Annotated in this window: 18 protein-coding genes and 1 tRNA gene; 5 read left to right on the plus strand and 14 right to left on the minus strand. The window is 67.4% G+C overall.

Annotation, left to right across the window (positions count from 1 at the left end):
* Positions 1-36: 36 nt before the first annotated feature.
* Positions 37-109, plus strand: a tRNA-Phe gene (locus ACFVAE_RS08415).
* Positions 110-188: 79 nt separating this feature from the next.
* Here ACFVAE_RS08415 and ACFVAE_RS08420 read toward each other — a convergent pair.
* The 9 genes from ACFVAE_RS08420 to nrdI all read right to left on the minus strand — a co-directional run bounded on the left by ACFVAE_RS08420 (position 189) and on the right by nrdI (position 9,205).
* Entirely contained in the window at positions 189-1,649 is a 1,461-nt protein-coding gene (locus ACFVAE_RS08420; protein WP_378890261.1) for a cation acetate symporter, read from the minus strand.
* Positions 1,646-2,062, minus strand: coding sequence for a heavy metal transporter (locus ACFVAE_RS08425; protein WP_378890263.1), 417 nt, complete (start codon positions 2,060-2,062; stop codon positions 1,646-1,648). Before ACFVAE_RS08425 ends, ACFVAE_RS08420 begins: the two co-directional genes overlap by 4 nt.
* Positions 2,062-2,787, minus strand: a complete 726-nt coding sequence (locus ACFVAE_RS08430; protein ID WP_378890266.1) for a LytR/AlgR family response regulator transcription factor — start codon at positions 2,785-2,787, stop codon at positions 2,062-2,064. The genes ACFVAE_RS08425 and ACFVAE_RS08430 overlap by 1 nt, the downstream gene beginning before the upstream one ends.
* Positions 2,784-3,968, minus strand: a complete 1,185-nt coding sequence (locus ACFVAE_RS08435) for a sensor histidine kinase (protein ID WP_378890268.1) — start codon at positions 3,966-3,968, stop codon at positions 2,784-2,786. The genes ACFVAE_RS08430 and ACFVAE_RS08435 overlap by 4 nt, the downstream gene beginning before the upstream one ends.
* Positions 3,969-3,989: 21 nt before the next feature.
* Positions 3,990-4,220, minus strand: coding sequence for a YbdD/YjiX family protein (locus tag ACFVAE_RS08440; protein ID WP_378890271.1), 231 nt, complete (start codon positions 4,218-4,220; stop codon positions 3,990-3,992).
* Entirely contained in the window at positions 4,220-6,493 is a 2,274-nt protein-coding gene (locus ACFVAE_RS08445; protein WP_378890274.1) for a carbon starvation CstA family protein, read from the minus strand. The genes ACFVAE_RS08440 and ACFVAE_RS08445 overlap by 1 nt, the downstream gene beginning before the upstream one ends.
* A gap of 105 nt (positions 6,494-6,598) precedes the next feature.
* Entirely contained in the window at positions 6,599-7,987 is a 1,389-nt protein-coding gene (locus ACFVAE_RS08450; protein WP_378890276.1) for an aminotransferase class V-fold PLP-dependent enzyme, read from the minus strand.
* A 12-nt stretch (positions 7,988-7,999) separates the two neighbouring features.
* On the minus strand, positions 8,000-8,590 hold the full coding sequence (locus ACFVAE_RS08455) for a RidA family protein (RefSeq protein WP_378890279.1): 591 nt from the start codon (positions 8,588-8,590) through the stop codon (positions 8,000-8,002).
* 150 nt (positions 8,591-8,740) lie between these two features.
* On the minus strand, positions 8,741-9,205 hold the full coding sequence (gene nrdI / locus ACFVAE_RS08460) for a class Ib ribonucleoside-diphosphate reductase assembly flavoprotein NrdI (protein ID WP_378890281.1): 465 nt from the start codon (positions 9,203-9,205) through the stop codon (positions 8,741-8,743).
* Between the two features lie 160 nt (positions 9,206-9,365).
* Between nrdI and ACFVAE_RS08465 the strand changes: the two genes are divergently transcribed.
* On the plus strand, positions 9,366-9,536 hold the full coding sequence (locus ACFVAE_RS08465; protein ID WP_378890284.1) for a hypothetical protein: 171 nt from the start codon (positions 9,366-9,368) through the stop codon (positions 9,534-9,536).
* 139 nt (positions 9,537-9,675) lie between these two features.
* On the opposite strand, the gene ACFVAE_RS08470 is transcribed toward ACFVAE_RS08465, so the two are convergent.
* Positions 9,676-9,987: a hypothetical protein gene (locus ACFVAE_RS08470; RefSeq protein ID WP_378890286.1), complete on the minus strand. Its 312-nt coding sequence runs from the start codon at positions 9,985-9,987 to the stop codon at positions 9,676-9,678.
* Positions 9,988-10,121: 134 nt separating this feature from the next.
* Between ACFVAE_RS08470 and ACFVAE_RS08475 the strand changes: the two genes are divergently transcribed.
* On the plus strand, positions 10,122-10,358 hold the full coding sequence (locus tag ACFVAE_RS08475; protein WP_378890288.1) for a hypothetical protein: 237 nt from the start codon (positions 10,122-10,124) through the stop codon (positions 10,356-10,358).
* A 56-nt stretch (positions 10,359-10,414) separates the two neighbouring features.
* On the opposite strand, the gene ACFVAE_RS08480 is transcribed toward ACFVAE_RS08475, so the two are convergent.
* The 3 genes from ACFVAE_RS08480 to ACFVAE_RS08490 are packed head-to-tail and all read right to left on the minus strand — an operon-like array spanning position 10,415 to position 12,193.
* Positions 10,415-11,107, minus strand: coding sequence for a DUF2071 domain-containing protein (locus ACFVAE_RS08480; protein ID WP_378890291.1), 693 nt, complete (start codon positions 11,105-11,107; stop codon positions 10,415-10,417).
* Positions 11,104-11,445 carry a metalloregulator ArsR/SmtB family transcription factor gene (locus ACFVAE_RS08485; protein WP_378890293.1) on the minus strand — a complete coding sequence of 114 codons (342 nt, stop codon included), beginning with the start codon at positions 11,443-11,445 and terminating at the stop codon, positions 11,104-11,106. Before ACFVAE_RS08485 ends, ACFVAE_RS08480 begins: the two co-directional genes overlap by 4 nt.
* A gap of 58 nt (positions 11,446-11,503) precedes the next feature.
* Positions 11,504-12,193, minus strand: coding sequence for a GntR family transcriptional regulator (locus ACFVAE_RS08490; protein ID WP_378890295.1), 690 nt, complete (start codon positions 12,191-12,193; stop codon positions 11,504-11,506).
* A gap of 153 nt (positions 12,194-12,346) precedes the next feature.
* Between ACFVAE_RS08490 and ACFVAE_RS08495 the strand changes: the two genes are divergently transcribed.
* Complete coding sequence (locus ACFVAE_RS08495) at positions 12,347-12,733, plus strand: carbohydrate ABC transporter permease (RefSeq protein WP_378890298.1); 387 nt, start codon at positions 12,347-12,349, stop codon at positions 12,731-12,733.
* Between the two features lie 120 nt (positions 12,734-12,853).
* Here ACFVAE_RS08495 and ACFVAE_RS08500 read toward each other — a convergent pair whose 3' ends face one another.
* Positions 12,854-13,747: a 3-hydroxyacyl-CoA dehydrogenase gene (locus tag ACFVAE_RS08500; RefSeq protein WP_378890565.1), complete on the minus strand. Its 894-nt coding sequence runs from the start codon at positions 13,745-13,747 to the stop codon at positions 12,854-12,856.
* Between the two features lie 115 nt (positions 13,748-13,862).
* On the opposite strand from ACFVAE_RS08500, the gene ACFVAE_RS08505 reads away from it, so the two are divergent.
* Positions 13,863-14,618 (plus strand): HNH endonuclease family protein, encoded by a 756-nt coding sequence (locus tag ACFVAE_RS08505; RefSeq protein WP_378890301.1) that lies wholly within the window; start codon positions 13,863-13,865, stop codon positions 14,616-14,618.
* Positions 14,619-14,675 lie beyond the last annotated feature (57 nt).

Consider the following 14,675-nt stretch of genomic DNA (forward strand, 5'->3'; position numbering starts at 1 on the left):
TTCGTCTAAGACGCGGCAGATCATGATGTGCCGTGAGGCTCTGTAGCTCAGTTGGTAGAGCGTTCGACTGAAAATCGAAAGGTCACCGGATCGATGCCGGTCGGAGCCACAAGGACCGTCGTTACAACGGTCCCAGAAACCCTCGCCTAGCTTCTACATGGCGGGGGTTTTGCTTTGCCCTGGCGCGATCAGCCGGCCTCCTCACTCCGCTCCGGCAGATGCAGACGCGTGAGATACCTCTCCGTGCGCAGTGGAGCACCCCGTCGATCCAGGCGCGAGACGAGCACAATCACCCCTGTGACCAGCGGGATCGCCCAGGCCGCGGGCTGCACGAGCAGCGAAGCCGACGAGCCCAGCCATGTCGAGGCGGCGAGAGATCCGGCGACGATGAGCGCGCCGACGAGCATCCCTGTGATCGCGCCTCGTGCGGTCAGCCGACGCCACCAGACTCCGAGGAGGATCACCGGTGTCAGGCTCGTGGCCGCCATCAGGAACACCGTGCCGACGCTGGAGACCAGCGCCTCGGGCCCTGTGACCAGCGCAACGCACAGCGGAGCGATGACGCAGAGCACCGCGGACAGACGGAATGACCTCACCGAACCGTCGAACATGTCCTGGCTGATCACCCCGGCGAGCGACACCACCAGACCCGATGACGTCGCCAGGAACGCAGCGAATGCGCCGGCAACCACGATCGCTGTGACCACGGTCGCGATCGGCTCCGGGAGCACCCGCGCGGGTAGCGCGAGCACGACGGTGTCGGCAATCCTGGCCTCAGCGAGGTCGCTCGCCGCGACCCGGGCAATCAGCCCGAGCGTGCCCGACACCGCATAGAAGAAGCCGATCATCGCGACCACGAGCACTGTCGTCCTCCGCGCAGACCCTCCGTCGGGACTCGTGTAGAAACGCACGAGCACGTGCGGCAGGCCGATGGTGCCCAATAGCAGCGCGATCATCAAGGATGCCGTGGAGTACGGATCCGTCGCTGATGGCCCCAGGTGCACTGGGAACGCCAGCACGGCCTCGGGCGAAGGCTGCCGCCCGGACAAGGCAATGAGAATGACGACGACAGGGATGGCCAGCGCGAGGAGCTTCACCCAGTACTGCATCGCCTGCACGACGGTGATGGCCCGCATCCCGCCGGCCGCTACGACGCCCGACACCACGACGGCGACCACGACCGCGCCGACCCACGACGGCACGTTCGCGACCACCTGCAATGTCAGCGACGCCCCGTGCAGCTGCGGGACGATGTACAGCCAGCCGATCACCAGAACCAGCAGGCTGGTCAGCCGGCGAACGGCGCGCGACTCCAGACGGGCCTCGATGAAATCCGGGATCGTGTATGCCCCGCTGCGTCGCAGCGGCGCCGCAACGAACAGTAGGAGCAGCAGATATCCGGCGGCGTATCCGATCGGGAACCAGAATCCGTCAGAGCCGACGAGAAGAACGAGACCCGCAAGGCCGAGGAAGGTCCCTGCGGACAAGTACTCGCCACTGATGGCCGACGCGTTCCACACCGGCCGCACGCTGCGCGATGCCACGAAGAAGTCTCCGGTGGTGCGACTCAGGCGAACGCCCATCACGGCGAGGATGACGGTTGCGGCGAGTACCAGGGCGACGGCGGCCAGTGCGGGGACGACACTCATCGCGCCTCCCCTTCTCCGTCGCCCTCCACCTCGGTCAGCACCCGGAACCGTCGTTCGTTGCGTGCCGCGTTCCGGGCGAACACGATGGCGAACAAGAGGATGACCGGATAGTAGGCGTAGGCCTGCAAGAGCCACGACATGGGCACTCCGAACATCACCGGATCCACGGTGCTCGCGAGGACCATGATCGCCGACGTGAGCAGCAGCGACACCAGGACGAAGCCGATCAGGCAGGCGCACGCCAGACGGAGCTGTGCGCGCATGAGGTCGTTCAGAAAGACGGACTCGGCCTCGCGTACTGGAGCACCGGGCAGCGCGATGCCGTGTGTGCGGACGGCATCCGCAGCGAGGATGTCCGGATCGAACGCGACGCGCACCCGGCGTGGCCGGTCATCGTCAGCGCTCTCGCTCATCAGGCATCCACCCTCACCAGCCGGGCGCGCACGGAAGGGATCAGCCGCCGGCTCACCGGCAACTCGATCTCCGGCAGTCCGACCATCGGCACGGGACCGGTGAGTCGCACCTCGGTGACGGCCTCCACCTGCACGAGGTACGACCGGTGGATGCGCACGAACCCGGCGGCCGACCACCGTCCCTCGAGCTCGGAGATGGGAATGCGGACGAGATGGCTGGCGCCGGTCTCAGTCCACAGTCGGGAGTAATCTCCCTCCGCTTTCACCCAGCGCACATCGCCCCGCCGCACGAGCCGCACTGACTGCCCCGATGACACCGGAAGGGTCTCGTCATCGGCACCTTCGGCAGGCTCGCCGGTCCGCCTGTCCTCGAACAGCCGGTCGATCGCGCGCTGCAGGCGTTCCGGACGGACGGGCTTGAGCACGTAATCCAGGGCATGGACGTCGAACGCCTCGAGCGCACTGGCATCGTCTGCCGTCACGAACACCACGGCCGGGCGCTCGGCGAACCGGTCCAGAGCGCGCGCCAGATCGAACCCGTCCACGCCCGGCATGTGGATGTCGAGGAACACCGCGTCGACCGCCTCGATCGACAGCGTGCGCAGGGCGTCGGCGCCACTGGACACCGCGTGGATCGCGCCGATCCTGGCATCCATCTCGAGCAGCGCGACGAGCTCGGCCAGCGCCGGTGCCTCGTCATCGGCGACGAGTACATCCACGATCATGGCGCATCCGTCTCATGCAGCGGTTGCGACTTCGGAATCCGCATCCGGACCATGGTACCGGCGTCGAGATTCGTCTCGACGATGAGTCCGCCCTCTGCGCCGTACAGCCGCCGCAGGCGCGTGTCGACGTTGCGCAGACCGACATGGGACGTGCCCACGGGTTCGGTGAGAGCCCGCTGTACACGCCGCGGGTCCATCCCCGCCCCGTCGTCCTCCACCGAGATCTCGGTGTGGGTTGTCTCGTCGGCAGCCGCGATGATGATGCGACCACCGGCGGCGAGAGGTTCGAGGCCGTGCCGCACCGCGTTCTCCACGAGCGGCTGCACCGACAGAAAGGGAATCACTGTCGACAGCGTCTCTGGCGCGATCTGTAGACGCACGTCCAGCCGGTCCCCGAATCGCGCGCGCTCGAGCTGGAGGTAGTTGCGGATGCTGCCGAGCTCCTGCGCCAGGGTCGCGAACTCCCCCTTCTGCCGGAATGAGTACCGGGTGAAGTCGGCGAAGTCGAGCACGAGCGTCCTAGCCCGCTCAGGGTCGGTGGTGATGAACGATGCGATCGCGGCTAGGGAGTTGTAGATGAAGTGCGGGCTGATCTGAGCACGCAGGCTGCGCAGTTCCGCCTCGGCCAGGCTCGCCCGCGAGTCCTCCAGCTCGGTCAACGCGATCTGCGCCGCGCACCATTCCGCGACCTCTCCCGTGGCGCGGACGAGGGGGCCGCGGACGGTCTCCGCGAAGGCGATGAGCACTCCTCTGCCCTCCCCATCGACGGTCATCGGCGCCCCGATGGCTTCGAACGGGCCGTCATCCCTGCGACGACGCGGGAAGACCTGGCGACGCCTCGTCTCGCGCACCCGGGCGGCGATCCGCTGCGCTGAGTGCTCCAGCCCGCTGACAGACCCGTCGACGGCGACGGTTCCCTCCGCGGTCACGAAGGCGACCGCCTGCACTCCGAGCAGGTTCCGCAGGTGACGGGCGGCGCGCACCAGGTCGGGCCCGCGATCCGCGCGCAGCTCGGCGGCCGCGAGCCCAGCGAGGTGCAGCGTCCGGCTCGTCGCGCGCTCCGCCTCACCGCCGAGGACTCGTGAACCCCGCGCCAGACGCAGCACCCAGAGGGCCACGAGGGCGATCATCGCCCCCGCGGCCACTCCGAGTGCGCCCGCCACCAGCGCCTGGTCGGTCATGTGCCTCAGCCTATGGCCGAGTCAGCAGCATCGTGCGCCCGGATTTCGGTCCTGCTCCGCCATCCGATCGCACCAGAACTGGCGTTCCGTCGGGACCGCGGCGTCCGGGTGGTGCCTGCGCTGGTGCGCCACGAAGTCCGCGTAGGCACGGTCGCCCATCAGAGCGGTGAAGTACCAACGGATGCCCGAGAGGGCGGCCCGCACCCGCCGCCCGAACGCGGCGGATGCGGACGAGGTCCCGATGACGGACATCAGTGGTGCCCCGACTCGCGCGAGATGCCGCTCTCGGCCTCGTACACCTGCCACCGCGCCTCGAGCTCCCGCTCCGACCGGGTGGTGATCAGGCCCGCCGGCGCGAAGCGCCGGGACGGCACCGGAGCATCCTCGCCGTCGTCGGTCGCATGCCGGCGGATGGACATGATCGCCGATCCCGCCGCGACGATGATGACGACGATCGTCAGCACGACGAAGATGATCGACAATGTGCCCTGCACCGCGGTGTTGCGGATCACGGCCTCGACCATCTCGGGCGTGCCGAGACTGCCGTCGCCCGCCGCCTCGGCGGACCGGTACTTGGCGTTGTTGGCCCAGTATCCGATCGCTGGCACCGGCGAGAAGATCTTGTACATCGACGCCGTGATCGTGATCACGGCGGTGAAGGCCAACGGCACTCCGATGATCCACAGCCAGCGCACGTAGCTCGGGCCCCGCTTGGCCACGATGGCGAAGACCACGGCCAGCGCGATCGCGGCGAGCAGCTGGTTGGCGATACCGAACAGCGGGAAGAAGGTGTTGATGCCGCCGAGCGGGTCGGTGACGCCGAGGATGAGGATGTACCCCCAACCGGCGACCATGATGGCGGTACAGATCCACACCCCGGGGCGCCAGCTGATGTCGCGGAACTTCGGCACCCATGCGCCGATCGAGTCCTGCAGCATGAAGCGGGCCACGCGGGTGCCCGCATCGACCGCCGTGAGGATGAACAGCGCCTCGAACATGATCGCGAAGTGATACCAGAAGCCCATCAGGGCGGTCCCGCCTCCGATCTGCTGCATGATGTGCGCGAGGCCGAGGGCCAGCGTCGGCGCGCCACCGGTACGGGAGATGATGGTCTCCTCCCCCACGGCGGCGGCCGTCGAGGTGAGCATGTCCGGTGTCAGCTGTACGCCGGTGAGGCCCAGCGAGTTGACGAACGCCACCGCATCCTCGGGCGTTCCTCCGGTCAGCGCGGTCGGCGCGTTCATCGCGAAGTAGATGCCCTGGTCGATCGAGATCGCGGCGACCAGCGCCATGATCGCGACGAACGACTCCATCAGCATCCCGCCGTACCCGATGAACCGGGTCTGCCGCTCCTTCTCGACCATCTTCGGGGTGGTCCCTGAGGAGATCAGCGCATGGAAGCCCGACAGCGCACCACATGCGATCGTCACGAACAAGAAGGGGAACAGCGGCCCGGAGAACACCGGACCTAGGCCGGTGAACGCGAAGTCCGTGAACGCGGGCACCGTGATCTCCGGGCGCACGATCACGATCGCCGCCGCGAGCATGACGATCACGCCGATCTTCATGAAGGTGGACAGGTAGTCGCGCGGGGCCAGCAGCAGCCAGACGGGCAGGATGGCCGCGATGAACCCATAGATGATGATCCCCCAGGCGATCACCGAGCGGTCAAGGTGGAACATCGCCTGTCCCCACTCCGTGCCTGCCACGACGCCGCCGCCGATGATCGCGGCGATCAGCAGGACGAAGCCGATCAGCGACACTTCGGTGATCCGGCCGGGACGCAGGAAGCGCAGGTACAGCCCCATGAAGATCGCGATGGGCAGGGTCATGGCGACGCTGAAGACGCCCCACGGGCTCTCGCCGAGGGCGTTGACGACCACGAGGGCGAGGATCGCGACGATGATGATCATGATGAGTAGCGACGCGATGATCGCTGCCGTCCCGCCGACCTTGCCCAGCACGTCGCGTGCCATCTGCCCGATCGAGCGCCCTCCGCGGCGCATCGAGAAGAACAGCACGGTGTAGTCCTGCACCGCGCCGGCGAGCACGACGCCGACGATGATCCAGATGGTGCCGGGGAGGAATCCCATCTGCGCCGCGAGCACGGGGCCGACCAGGGGGCCGGCGCCGGCGATCGCGGCGAAGTGGTGCCCGAAAAGCACGCGTCGGTCGGTCGGGACGTAGTCCTTGCCGTCGTCGCGGATCTCGGCGGGCGTCGCGCGGCGATCGTCGGGGCGGGTGATGTACTTCTCGATGACCTTCGAGTAGAAGCGGTACCCGATGAGGTAGGTGCACACCGAGGCGAAGACGAACCAGATCGCATTGACCGTCTCACCGCGGATGAAGGCGAGCATTGTCCAGGCGACACCGCCGAGCAGGGCGATGGCCGCCCACACGACGATCCTGAGGGGCGTCCAGCGGGCATCGCGCTTAAGTTCCGCCTCGGGAACGGCGACGGGTGGGATGTCAGGCGCCTTCTCCGCGGCGCGTGCGCCGTCGCCGGCGGCAGGGATTGAGGTCATGTTCTCCTCCTTGAGACTGTTTCGGGTGTTCGGGTGGGCATGCGCCCGGGAATAGGGCAGCCGGCGCATCCGTCGAGCGGACGCGCCGGCCATGGCCCCGGCGGATCAGGCCATCCGCTTGGATAGCTTCCAGGCGGCGTCGACGAGGCGGTCGACGTCGTCCTTCTGATGGAAGAGATGGGTCGACACACGCACCGGACTGTGCTTCGCCGCGTCGCCGATGACAGGCACCGAGGTGTTGCGGATCTCGATCCTGTACTCGTCCAGGAGGCGAGCGACGAAATCGGCGGACTTCTGCGAGTTCTTCACGTCCGCCGGGTTCTGGAAGGGGTTGAATCCGGTCAGCGCACACGTGAGCCTGGCATCCGACTTCGCTGAGTAGAGCGCCGAGGCGCCCCAGCGCTCGACGATCTGCTCCTTCAGGTGATCGCCGAGGCCGACGATGTGATCCTGGATGCGCTGGCGCCCGATCTGGTCCCAGACCTCCCCGGCCTTCTGCACGCCGGCGTTGAGCGCCTTGCTACCGTTGCCGACGGACTGCAGATACTTGCCGATGTCCTGGGACTGGTCCCGATTGCGCAGATCCACAGACCCGTCCGTCGGGTAGCCCGACGACACGATGGGCCAGAACTCCGGCAGCGGGTTCGGGTTCGCCGCGTTCACACGGTTGCGGATGTAGAGGATACCGGTTCCCCCGGGCCCGCACTGCCACTTCGCGGCGGAGGCCGCCAGGAAGTCGACTCCGAGTTCCCGGAAGTTGTAGTTCATCATCCCGGGGATGTGGGCACCGTCGACCAGCGTGGGGATCCCGTGCTCCTGCGCGAGCACAGCGAGTTCCCTGATCGGCAGCATCGTGCCGGTGAGGTACGTCGGTGCTGAGAACATGATCAGTTTGGTGCGGGTGGTGATTCCGGCGCGGAACAGAGCGACGTAGTCCTCGGCCTTCTGCTGGTCCCCGATCGGTAACTCCACGCGCTTGATCACGACGCCCTGACGGTCGTGCAGCATCGCGAGCGGGGTGTTCCCGCCACCGTGCTCGTGGTTGGTCGTCAGGATCTCGTCGCCCTCGCGCAGATTCAATCCGAGCAGCGCCTTGGACATGCCGTCCGAGGTGTTGTGCGTGATCACGATCTCGTCCTTGTCGACGCCGTGTGCGGCGGCGATGGCCTGGCGCACATCCGCGAAGTCGCTGTAAGCAGCCTCGGCGTCGCGTGCCACCTGCCGGTGGACGGCGTCGACGACGTCCAGAACCTGGCGCGGAGGCGAGCCGACGGTGCCGACGTTCATGTAGAGGATCTTCTTGTCGAGCACGAACATCTGCTCGACCTTCCGCCAGAACGCTGCGTCGTTGGCGGCCGGGACGACGGTGGTCGCCGCGTCCGCCGGTGAGGCGAGGCCGAGAGTGCTGAGGCCCACAGCGCCGGCTCCGGCACCGAAGAGCTTGAGCGCATTGCGGCGCGAGAATCCGGATGTCTGCATGTCCTGCATTTCCATGGTGATCATCTCCTATCGAACGGCGATCGCGCTGATCTCGACTTTTGCTCCCTGCGGCAGGGCGGCGACTTCGACGGTCGCTCGCGCGGGCGCAGCTTCGGTGCCGAAGTACTCGGCGTAGACCTCGTTGAATGCGGCGAAGTCATCGATGTCGGACAGATAGACGGTCGTGCTGACCACGTCGTCGAGGTCGAGCCTCGCCTCCTTCAGCACGGCCGTGATGTTCTTCACCGACAAGGCGGTCTGCTCGGAGATCGACTGGCTGTTGTCGATCTTCCCGACCTTCGGGTCGATGGGCAGCTGTCCCGAGACGAAGACCATCCGCCCGGCGGCGATCCCCTGCGAATAGGGTCCGATCGCGGCCGGGGCGTCGTCGGTCTGCAGGACCTTCTTGGAGGAGCCTGAAGAGTGCCCCGGAGCGGAGGACGTTTCCGGGGCGAAACCGCCCTGGAAACTGGTCGTCACAAGGCCTGTGACGATGACGGCCCCGGCGACGGCGACGACCATCGCCCGGGGGGAGGAACGGAATGTGAACAACTGGCTCTCCTTCGAGTTCGTCGGCACGACGCGCAGCATGCTCTGTGCGACATCGCGTGCTGTCACCGTAGAAATGCCGGCCGGGAACGCGCGACGGGCTCCGCCTGGCGATGCGCGTTCCTGCGACGAACGGCGTCGGATCTGCGACGAACGGCGCGTCGAATGTAAGCCGGGACGGCGCACACTCGACGAGGTTCGTGGTTCCGTCTGCTGCTTCTACCTCGTGGAGGTTCGGCTTTGTCCCGGCTTCGTGAGCCCCGCCATCCGGCGATCCAGCTCCGCAAGGATGCGGCGTGCCTCCGCCACGTCCTCCGGCGTGCCCTGCAGCTCGAACTCGAAGAGCACCGGCCGCCCGGACGCTCGAGCGATGTACCGGCACGCTGCCTGGTAGTGCGCACCGAAGTTGCGGTTGCCGGAACCCATCACGCCGACCATCAGGCGCCTCGTCCGGGGCCTCGACAGGAACCGCCGCGCAGGCTCGGGAATCGTGTCGTTCAGCGGATTGCCCGTGACGTACGACGGCGTCAGCAGCACCCACGGTCCGTCCGGAACGGACTGCCTCACCTCGCGCTTCGTCAGGTCGAAGACGGGGCGCTGCAGACGCTGGGCGAAGCTGCGCACCATCCCCGACGAACTCGAGGAGAAGTACACCGGCACCATCGGGATGTCGCGAGCCTCCATGCCTCCAGTCCACCACCGGACGGATGCCCCGAACCAGGCTTTCAGGCGTGAGAAAGGTGCGCCGGCAACCGCAGTGTCGGGACCCGAGCCGCTGCGGTCAACCCCCTCCCCTGTGCCGACCCCCGCGCTTACGTTCTTCGGACCGAGCAAAGGAGAGAGCATGAGTGATCCGACGAACACGCAGGGCACCCCGGGCCCCGACGAGCAGGCGGATGTCGCCTCGGGCGGCGCGCCGGAGGAACCCGACGAGCAGCACAAGCAGCGGAAGGTGCTCGATGAGGAGACGACCGACGAGAACGGCAAGCCGCTCGAGAACCCGTCAGGCGGCTGAACAGTGCCCAGATGGATCACCTGGATGCTGGTGGGGAGCGCAGCCACGATCGCATTCCTCGCCGGCGTTCGGGTCGGAGGTCAGCCTCCCTCAGGTGCGGATTCTCCGCACCCCGGCTATCACCGCAGCAGTTGAACGGTCATGAGTCGACTTCGTCCTCGAGCAGATTCAGATTGAGCTCGCCCGTCGCATTGAGCCGCGCCATCATCGCCTTGATCCGGCTGGTGCTCAGCTGAGGGAACTCGGACTTGTCGAAACCGAACTGCAGGGGGATGGCGGGGTGGATCCAGATCGTGATGCGCGCATCGGGTTCACCTTCCGGATGCAACCACGTCATCATGAAGCTCTCCTGCCTGCGGAGCTTCGTCGCTATGACGACTTTGACGTGCGCCAGAGTCACATCGTCAACGGTGATCGGTCCCGAGGTTCCGTCGTACTTGAGCCTGCCCATACTGAACCATAGAACGATCCCCACGATCTGGAGCGCTTCCAGAATCTTCCGAGTCTTTCAACCCCATTTGCTGTGCACCGAACCGGCGTGAGAGTCCTGGTATGGACGAGGCAGTATTCGAGACACAGACCGAGGTGTCCATCGACGGCACCACCTTCGTCCTCGAACGCGGGCAGGACATCGAGGATCTGAAGAGAAGGATCGAAGCGGCCGCGAACTCTCCTGCGCGCTTCGTCGAACTGGTCGTACGAGGTGGCATGCGGGTGAGTGCGCTGATCACGCCGCAGACCCGCGTCACCATATGCATGCGCGCGGCGGTGGGCACCAGCACTGAGCCTTTTTCTCCTCAGTTCATGGAGTGGGACCTCTGAGCGTCCACCGTCGACCGGACGGATGCTCCGCGCGGCACGCCGCGAGCATCCGCCAGTCAGGCGGCATCCATCCGGATCGGCAGATCGCGCATGACCACGACGTGGTCCAGCACAGCCGACCCCGGCGGCAGCGATTCGAAGAACGAGGAGCGCACGCTGTGGACCCGGGCCGGTTCGACGACCCAGCCGTCCGCGGCGAGCGCGACCGCTTCCAGAGTGCTGTCGTCGGTCCCACGCGACCAGCCGATCCGTCCGGATCGGTAGAAGTCTGAAGCAGCCTGGACTGTAGGGAAGAAATCGCTCTCCCACTCCCCACCGACCTCGACGTCGGCCGCGAGGTGAGCGTCGCCGGCATCCATCGTCAGCGCGTACCGGTCCCCGCTCTCATCGATCGTGAATCGCGCGTGCTGGTGCACGCCGGGGAACAGCCGGCCCCCGAACAGCACCGCGTGCCACGCCGTGCTGTGCCGCTCGAGGATGTACACGCCGGTGCGGGTCTGGCCGTCCTCGTCCCACTCGACCGCCATGCGGTGCGCGGTGTTCTCCGAGCGCAGGCCGAGCGACCCCGGCATCCACCCGGGCCGGATCGCGTCGAGGCCCAGCACGCAGAACCCGCCGAGCGCCTGACCTGCCACCAGCTGCGGACGCAGTGGCGCGGGCACGATCGTCCGCGCCACCTCCGGGTCGACCCGGTAGCTGACTAGCAGCCGGCGACGCAGGTGCGCGCGCACCCCGCGCACCACCGTCATGGCTGCACCGCCGCCGGTTCACCGGACGCCGGGCCTCGCCGGCGCCGCACCTCGCGCAGCACGATCTGCTCTGGACAGACCGTCGAGAGGAAGTCCCCCACCGACAATGCAAGGCGCTCCTCGGCGAGTGAATAGAGGATGCGGTTCGCGTCGCGCCGCTCGGCGACAAGGCCTGCGCCCCGGAGGATGCGCAGATGCCGCGAGATCGTCGGCCCGCTCACGGCGAACCGCGCCGCGATTTCGCCTGCAGCCTGTTCGCCGTCCTTCAGATCCTGCAGGATCTGCCGTCTCGTCGGATGCGCGAGCGCCTCGAAGACGCTGTTCACCTCATCGCTCATATTCGCAATATAGCACTCAAGCTAAATAGCTTCACGGGGCACCTGGGCGTCGTAGAGCTCAGGCCCCTTCGCCGGCCTCCCGGACGAGCGCGTCGGCCGCCTCGAGCTGGCCCTGGTTGTGCACGTGCGCACGCATGTGCTCGATCGCAGCGTCACGGTCGCCCGACTCGATCGCCTCGATCAGCTGATCGTGCTCGGCGACGGCCAGCTCCCAGTTGGCAGCGAGCGCCGGCACGAAAGCGCGGTAGCGGCGCACCTTGATCAGCAGGTCGCCGACGACCTCGACGATCGACGAGTAGCCGCTCGCACCGGCGATGGCGAGGTGGAACTCGGCGTTCAGATCGCTCAGCGCGACCACGTCCGGACGCCGCAACCCCCGCCGCATCTGCTCGTTGATGTCGCGAAGCCGCTCCACCACATCAGCGTCGAGCCCGTCCAGCGCGAGCGTCATCCCCAGAGTCTCGACCGACTCGCGGAGCAGGTAGATCCCGCGGACCTCGTGGAACGGGAGCGGTGCCACGCGCGGGCCCGCGTGCGGGGTCGTGACGACAAGCCCCGCACCCTCGAGACTCGACAGGGCCTCGCGGAGCGGGATCTTGCTCACGCCCAGCTGCCGCGCGATCTCGTCGAGGACGAGCCGATCGCCGGGCTGCAGTTCGCCGTTGACGATCGCGTCGGCGAGCTGCTGCCGGATCTGCGCCGCCTTCGTGTCGACGACCAGCGGCTTCGCGCTGAACAGTTCACCCATGCCACGTCCTCCACCCAAGCCGGTCGCTGCCCGGCACGTTCTCACGAGGAATCCTGCCACAGGTCGACAGCTTTCGCATTTCGTATATCGTGCTACTCACTACCCGCCAATCGCAGCCGCTCCATCACCGCGACCCGATGTCAAGGAGGACTCGTGGCAGTCGCCATCCCTACGACGCTGCGCCGCCGGCAGCGCAGTCTGTTCCCGCCGCTGCTCATCGCCCCCGCCGCGACGCTCCTCGTCGCGATCCTGATCTACCCGCTCCTCGCCGCGCTCGGCGATGCCTTCTTCGAGAGCAGCCTGCTCTACCCCGAGAAGACCTTCGTCGGACTCGCGAACGTCATCGACGCCCTCACCGGCGAGTTCCTGCCGCTGGCGGTCACGACACTCACGTTCTCCATCCCCGCCACGATCCTGCCGTACCTCGTCGGCCTGGTCGCCGCGCTCGGGCTGAACCAGCGGATGCGGGGCCGAGCCGCCCTGCGCAGCGTGCTGCTCTTCCCCTGGGTGCTGCCCGCCGTCGTCGTCAGCTTCCTCTGACTGTGGATCTTCGACGCGAACTACGGCGTGCTCAACGGAGTGCTGCGCAGCATGGGCGCTGAGACGGATGCTGCTCCCGAGAGTTCTCGGTCTCAGCATCCGTCCTCGCGAGAAGCGCGCTCAGCTGCCCCAGACCTCGGGGAACTGCGACGAGACGCCGGTGTTCCTGCCCTCGGCGTCGTAGGTGTAGAAGCCCTCGCCGTCGGCGATGCCGGTCTTGCCGTTGTCGATGCCGCGCTTGAGCACCTCGATGAACGGGCTGGGCTGCGGGTTGTTCGCCTGGATGTTGTAGGCGACGTTGAAGCCGACCACGTCGTAGATCTCGAACGGGCCCTGCGGAGACCCCGTCGCCTTGCGCCAGATGCCGTCGATGTCGGCGACCGACCCGACGCCGTTCACGTACAGCCGCGCACCGGCGTCGAGGAACGGGATGAGCAGACCGTTCAGCAGGTAGCCGGGCGACTCCTTGCGCACGCGGTACGGCACCAGGCCGATCTCGGTCGCGAACTGCACCAACGCGTCCAGCACGACCGGGTCAGTACCCGGATGCCCCATCACCTCGCCGGTGTTGAAGCGCCAGACCATGTTCGCGAAGTGCAGGGTGCCCAGTCGCTCCGGGCGACCCGTCGCGTCGGCGAAGGTGCTCGGCATGAGAGACGAGGTGTTCGTCGCGAAGATCGCTCCCGCCGGCGCGGACTCGCCGACCTGCGCCCACACCTTCTTCTTGAGCTCGAGGTTCTCGGGCACGGCCTCGACGACCACATCCGCGTCACCGACCGCGTCGGCGAGCACCGTCGTTGCGGAGATGCGGCCGATCGCCGCGTCGAACTTCTCGTCGGTGAAGTCCGGGAGATCGGTGCGGTAATGCCCGCGCATCCACTCCCACCGCGCCGGTAGCTTGGCGAGGATCTCGTCCGAGATGTCGTACGCCGTCACGTCCTTGCCGTGATACGCCGCCTGCATGATGATCTGCGATCCGAGCACTCCGGTGCCGAGCACGGCCACCTTCTGCATGTTCTCCACGTTCCGTCCTTTCGTCCGTCACTGGGCACAACGCCTGACGCGAGCATCGTATGCCGCCGGGTGTGCCGGGGCCAGGGCGGTGGGCCGGGCGAATAGGCTGGAGCGGATGGGCAGACGGACGACGCAGAGAAATCGTGCCCGCCGGACCTCGGGTCTCGTCAGCGTCGTCGTGATCGTGCTCCTGCTCGTGATCGGGCTCGCCTCCGGCATCCTCGACCAGGAGACGGATGCCGCTCCTGCACCGCCCGCGCCGGCCACCACGCAGCCCTCGGCACCGGCTCCCACGGCAACCCCTGGTTCCGCCCTCGACCTGCTCGCCTCGCTCCCCGTCAAGGGACGGGCCGCGAAGACCGGCTACGACCGGGCGCAGTTCGGCCCCCGCTGGCAGGACGTCGACCGCAACGGATGCGACACCCGCAACGACACCCTCGGCGCGCAGCTCACCGACCCCGTCCGTGACGGCCGCTGCAAGGTCACGGCGGGCACCCTCCACGATCCGTACACCGGCACGACGATCCACTTCGTCCGCGGTCAGGGCACGTCGGAGCTGGTGCAGATCGACCACGTCGTCGCCCTCAGCGACGCCTGGCAGAAGGGCGCGCAGGCGCTGACAGCCGAACAGCGGACCGCCCTCGCGAACGATCCGCTGAACCTGCTGGCCGTCGACGGCGCGTCGAACTCCCAGAAGCGCGACGGCGATGCGGCGACCTGGCTGCCGAAGAACAAGGACTTCCGCTGCGAATACGTCGCCCGGCAGATCGCGGTGAAGGCCCGTTACGACCTGTGGGTGACGCCGGCCGAGCACGACGCGGTCGCGCGCGTGCTCTCGACCTGCCCCGACGAGCCGGTTCCGACGCACTGACCACGAAGAAGGATGCCGCCCCCGAGAGCTCTCGGGGGCGGCATCCTCTGTCTGCGG

Source organism: Microbacterium sp. NPDC057659, assembly GCF_042799915.1.
Classification (GTDB): domain Bacteria; phylum Actinomycetota; class Actinomycetes; order Actinomycetales; family Microbacteriaceae; genus Microbacterium.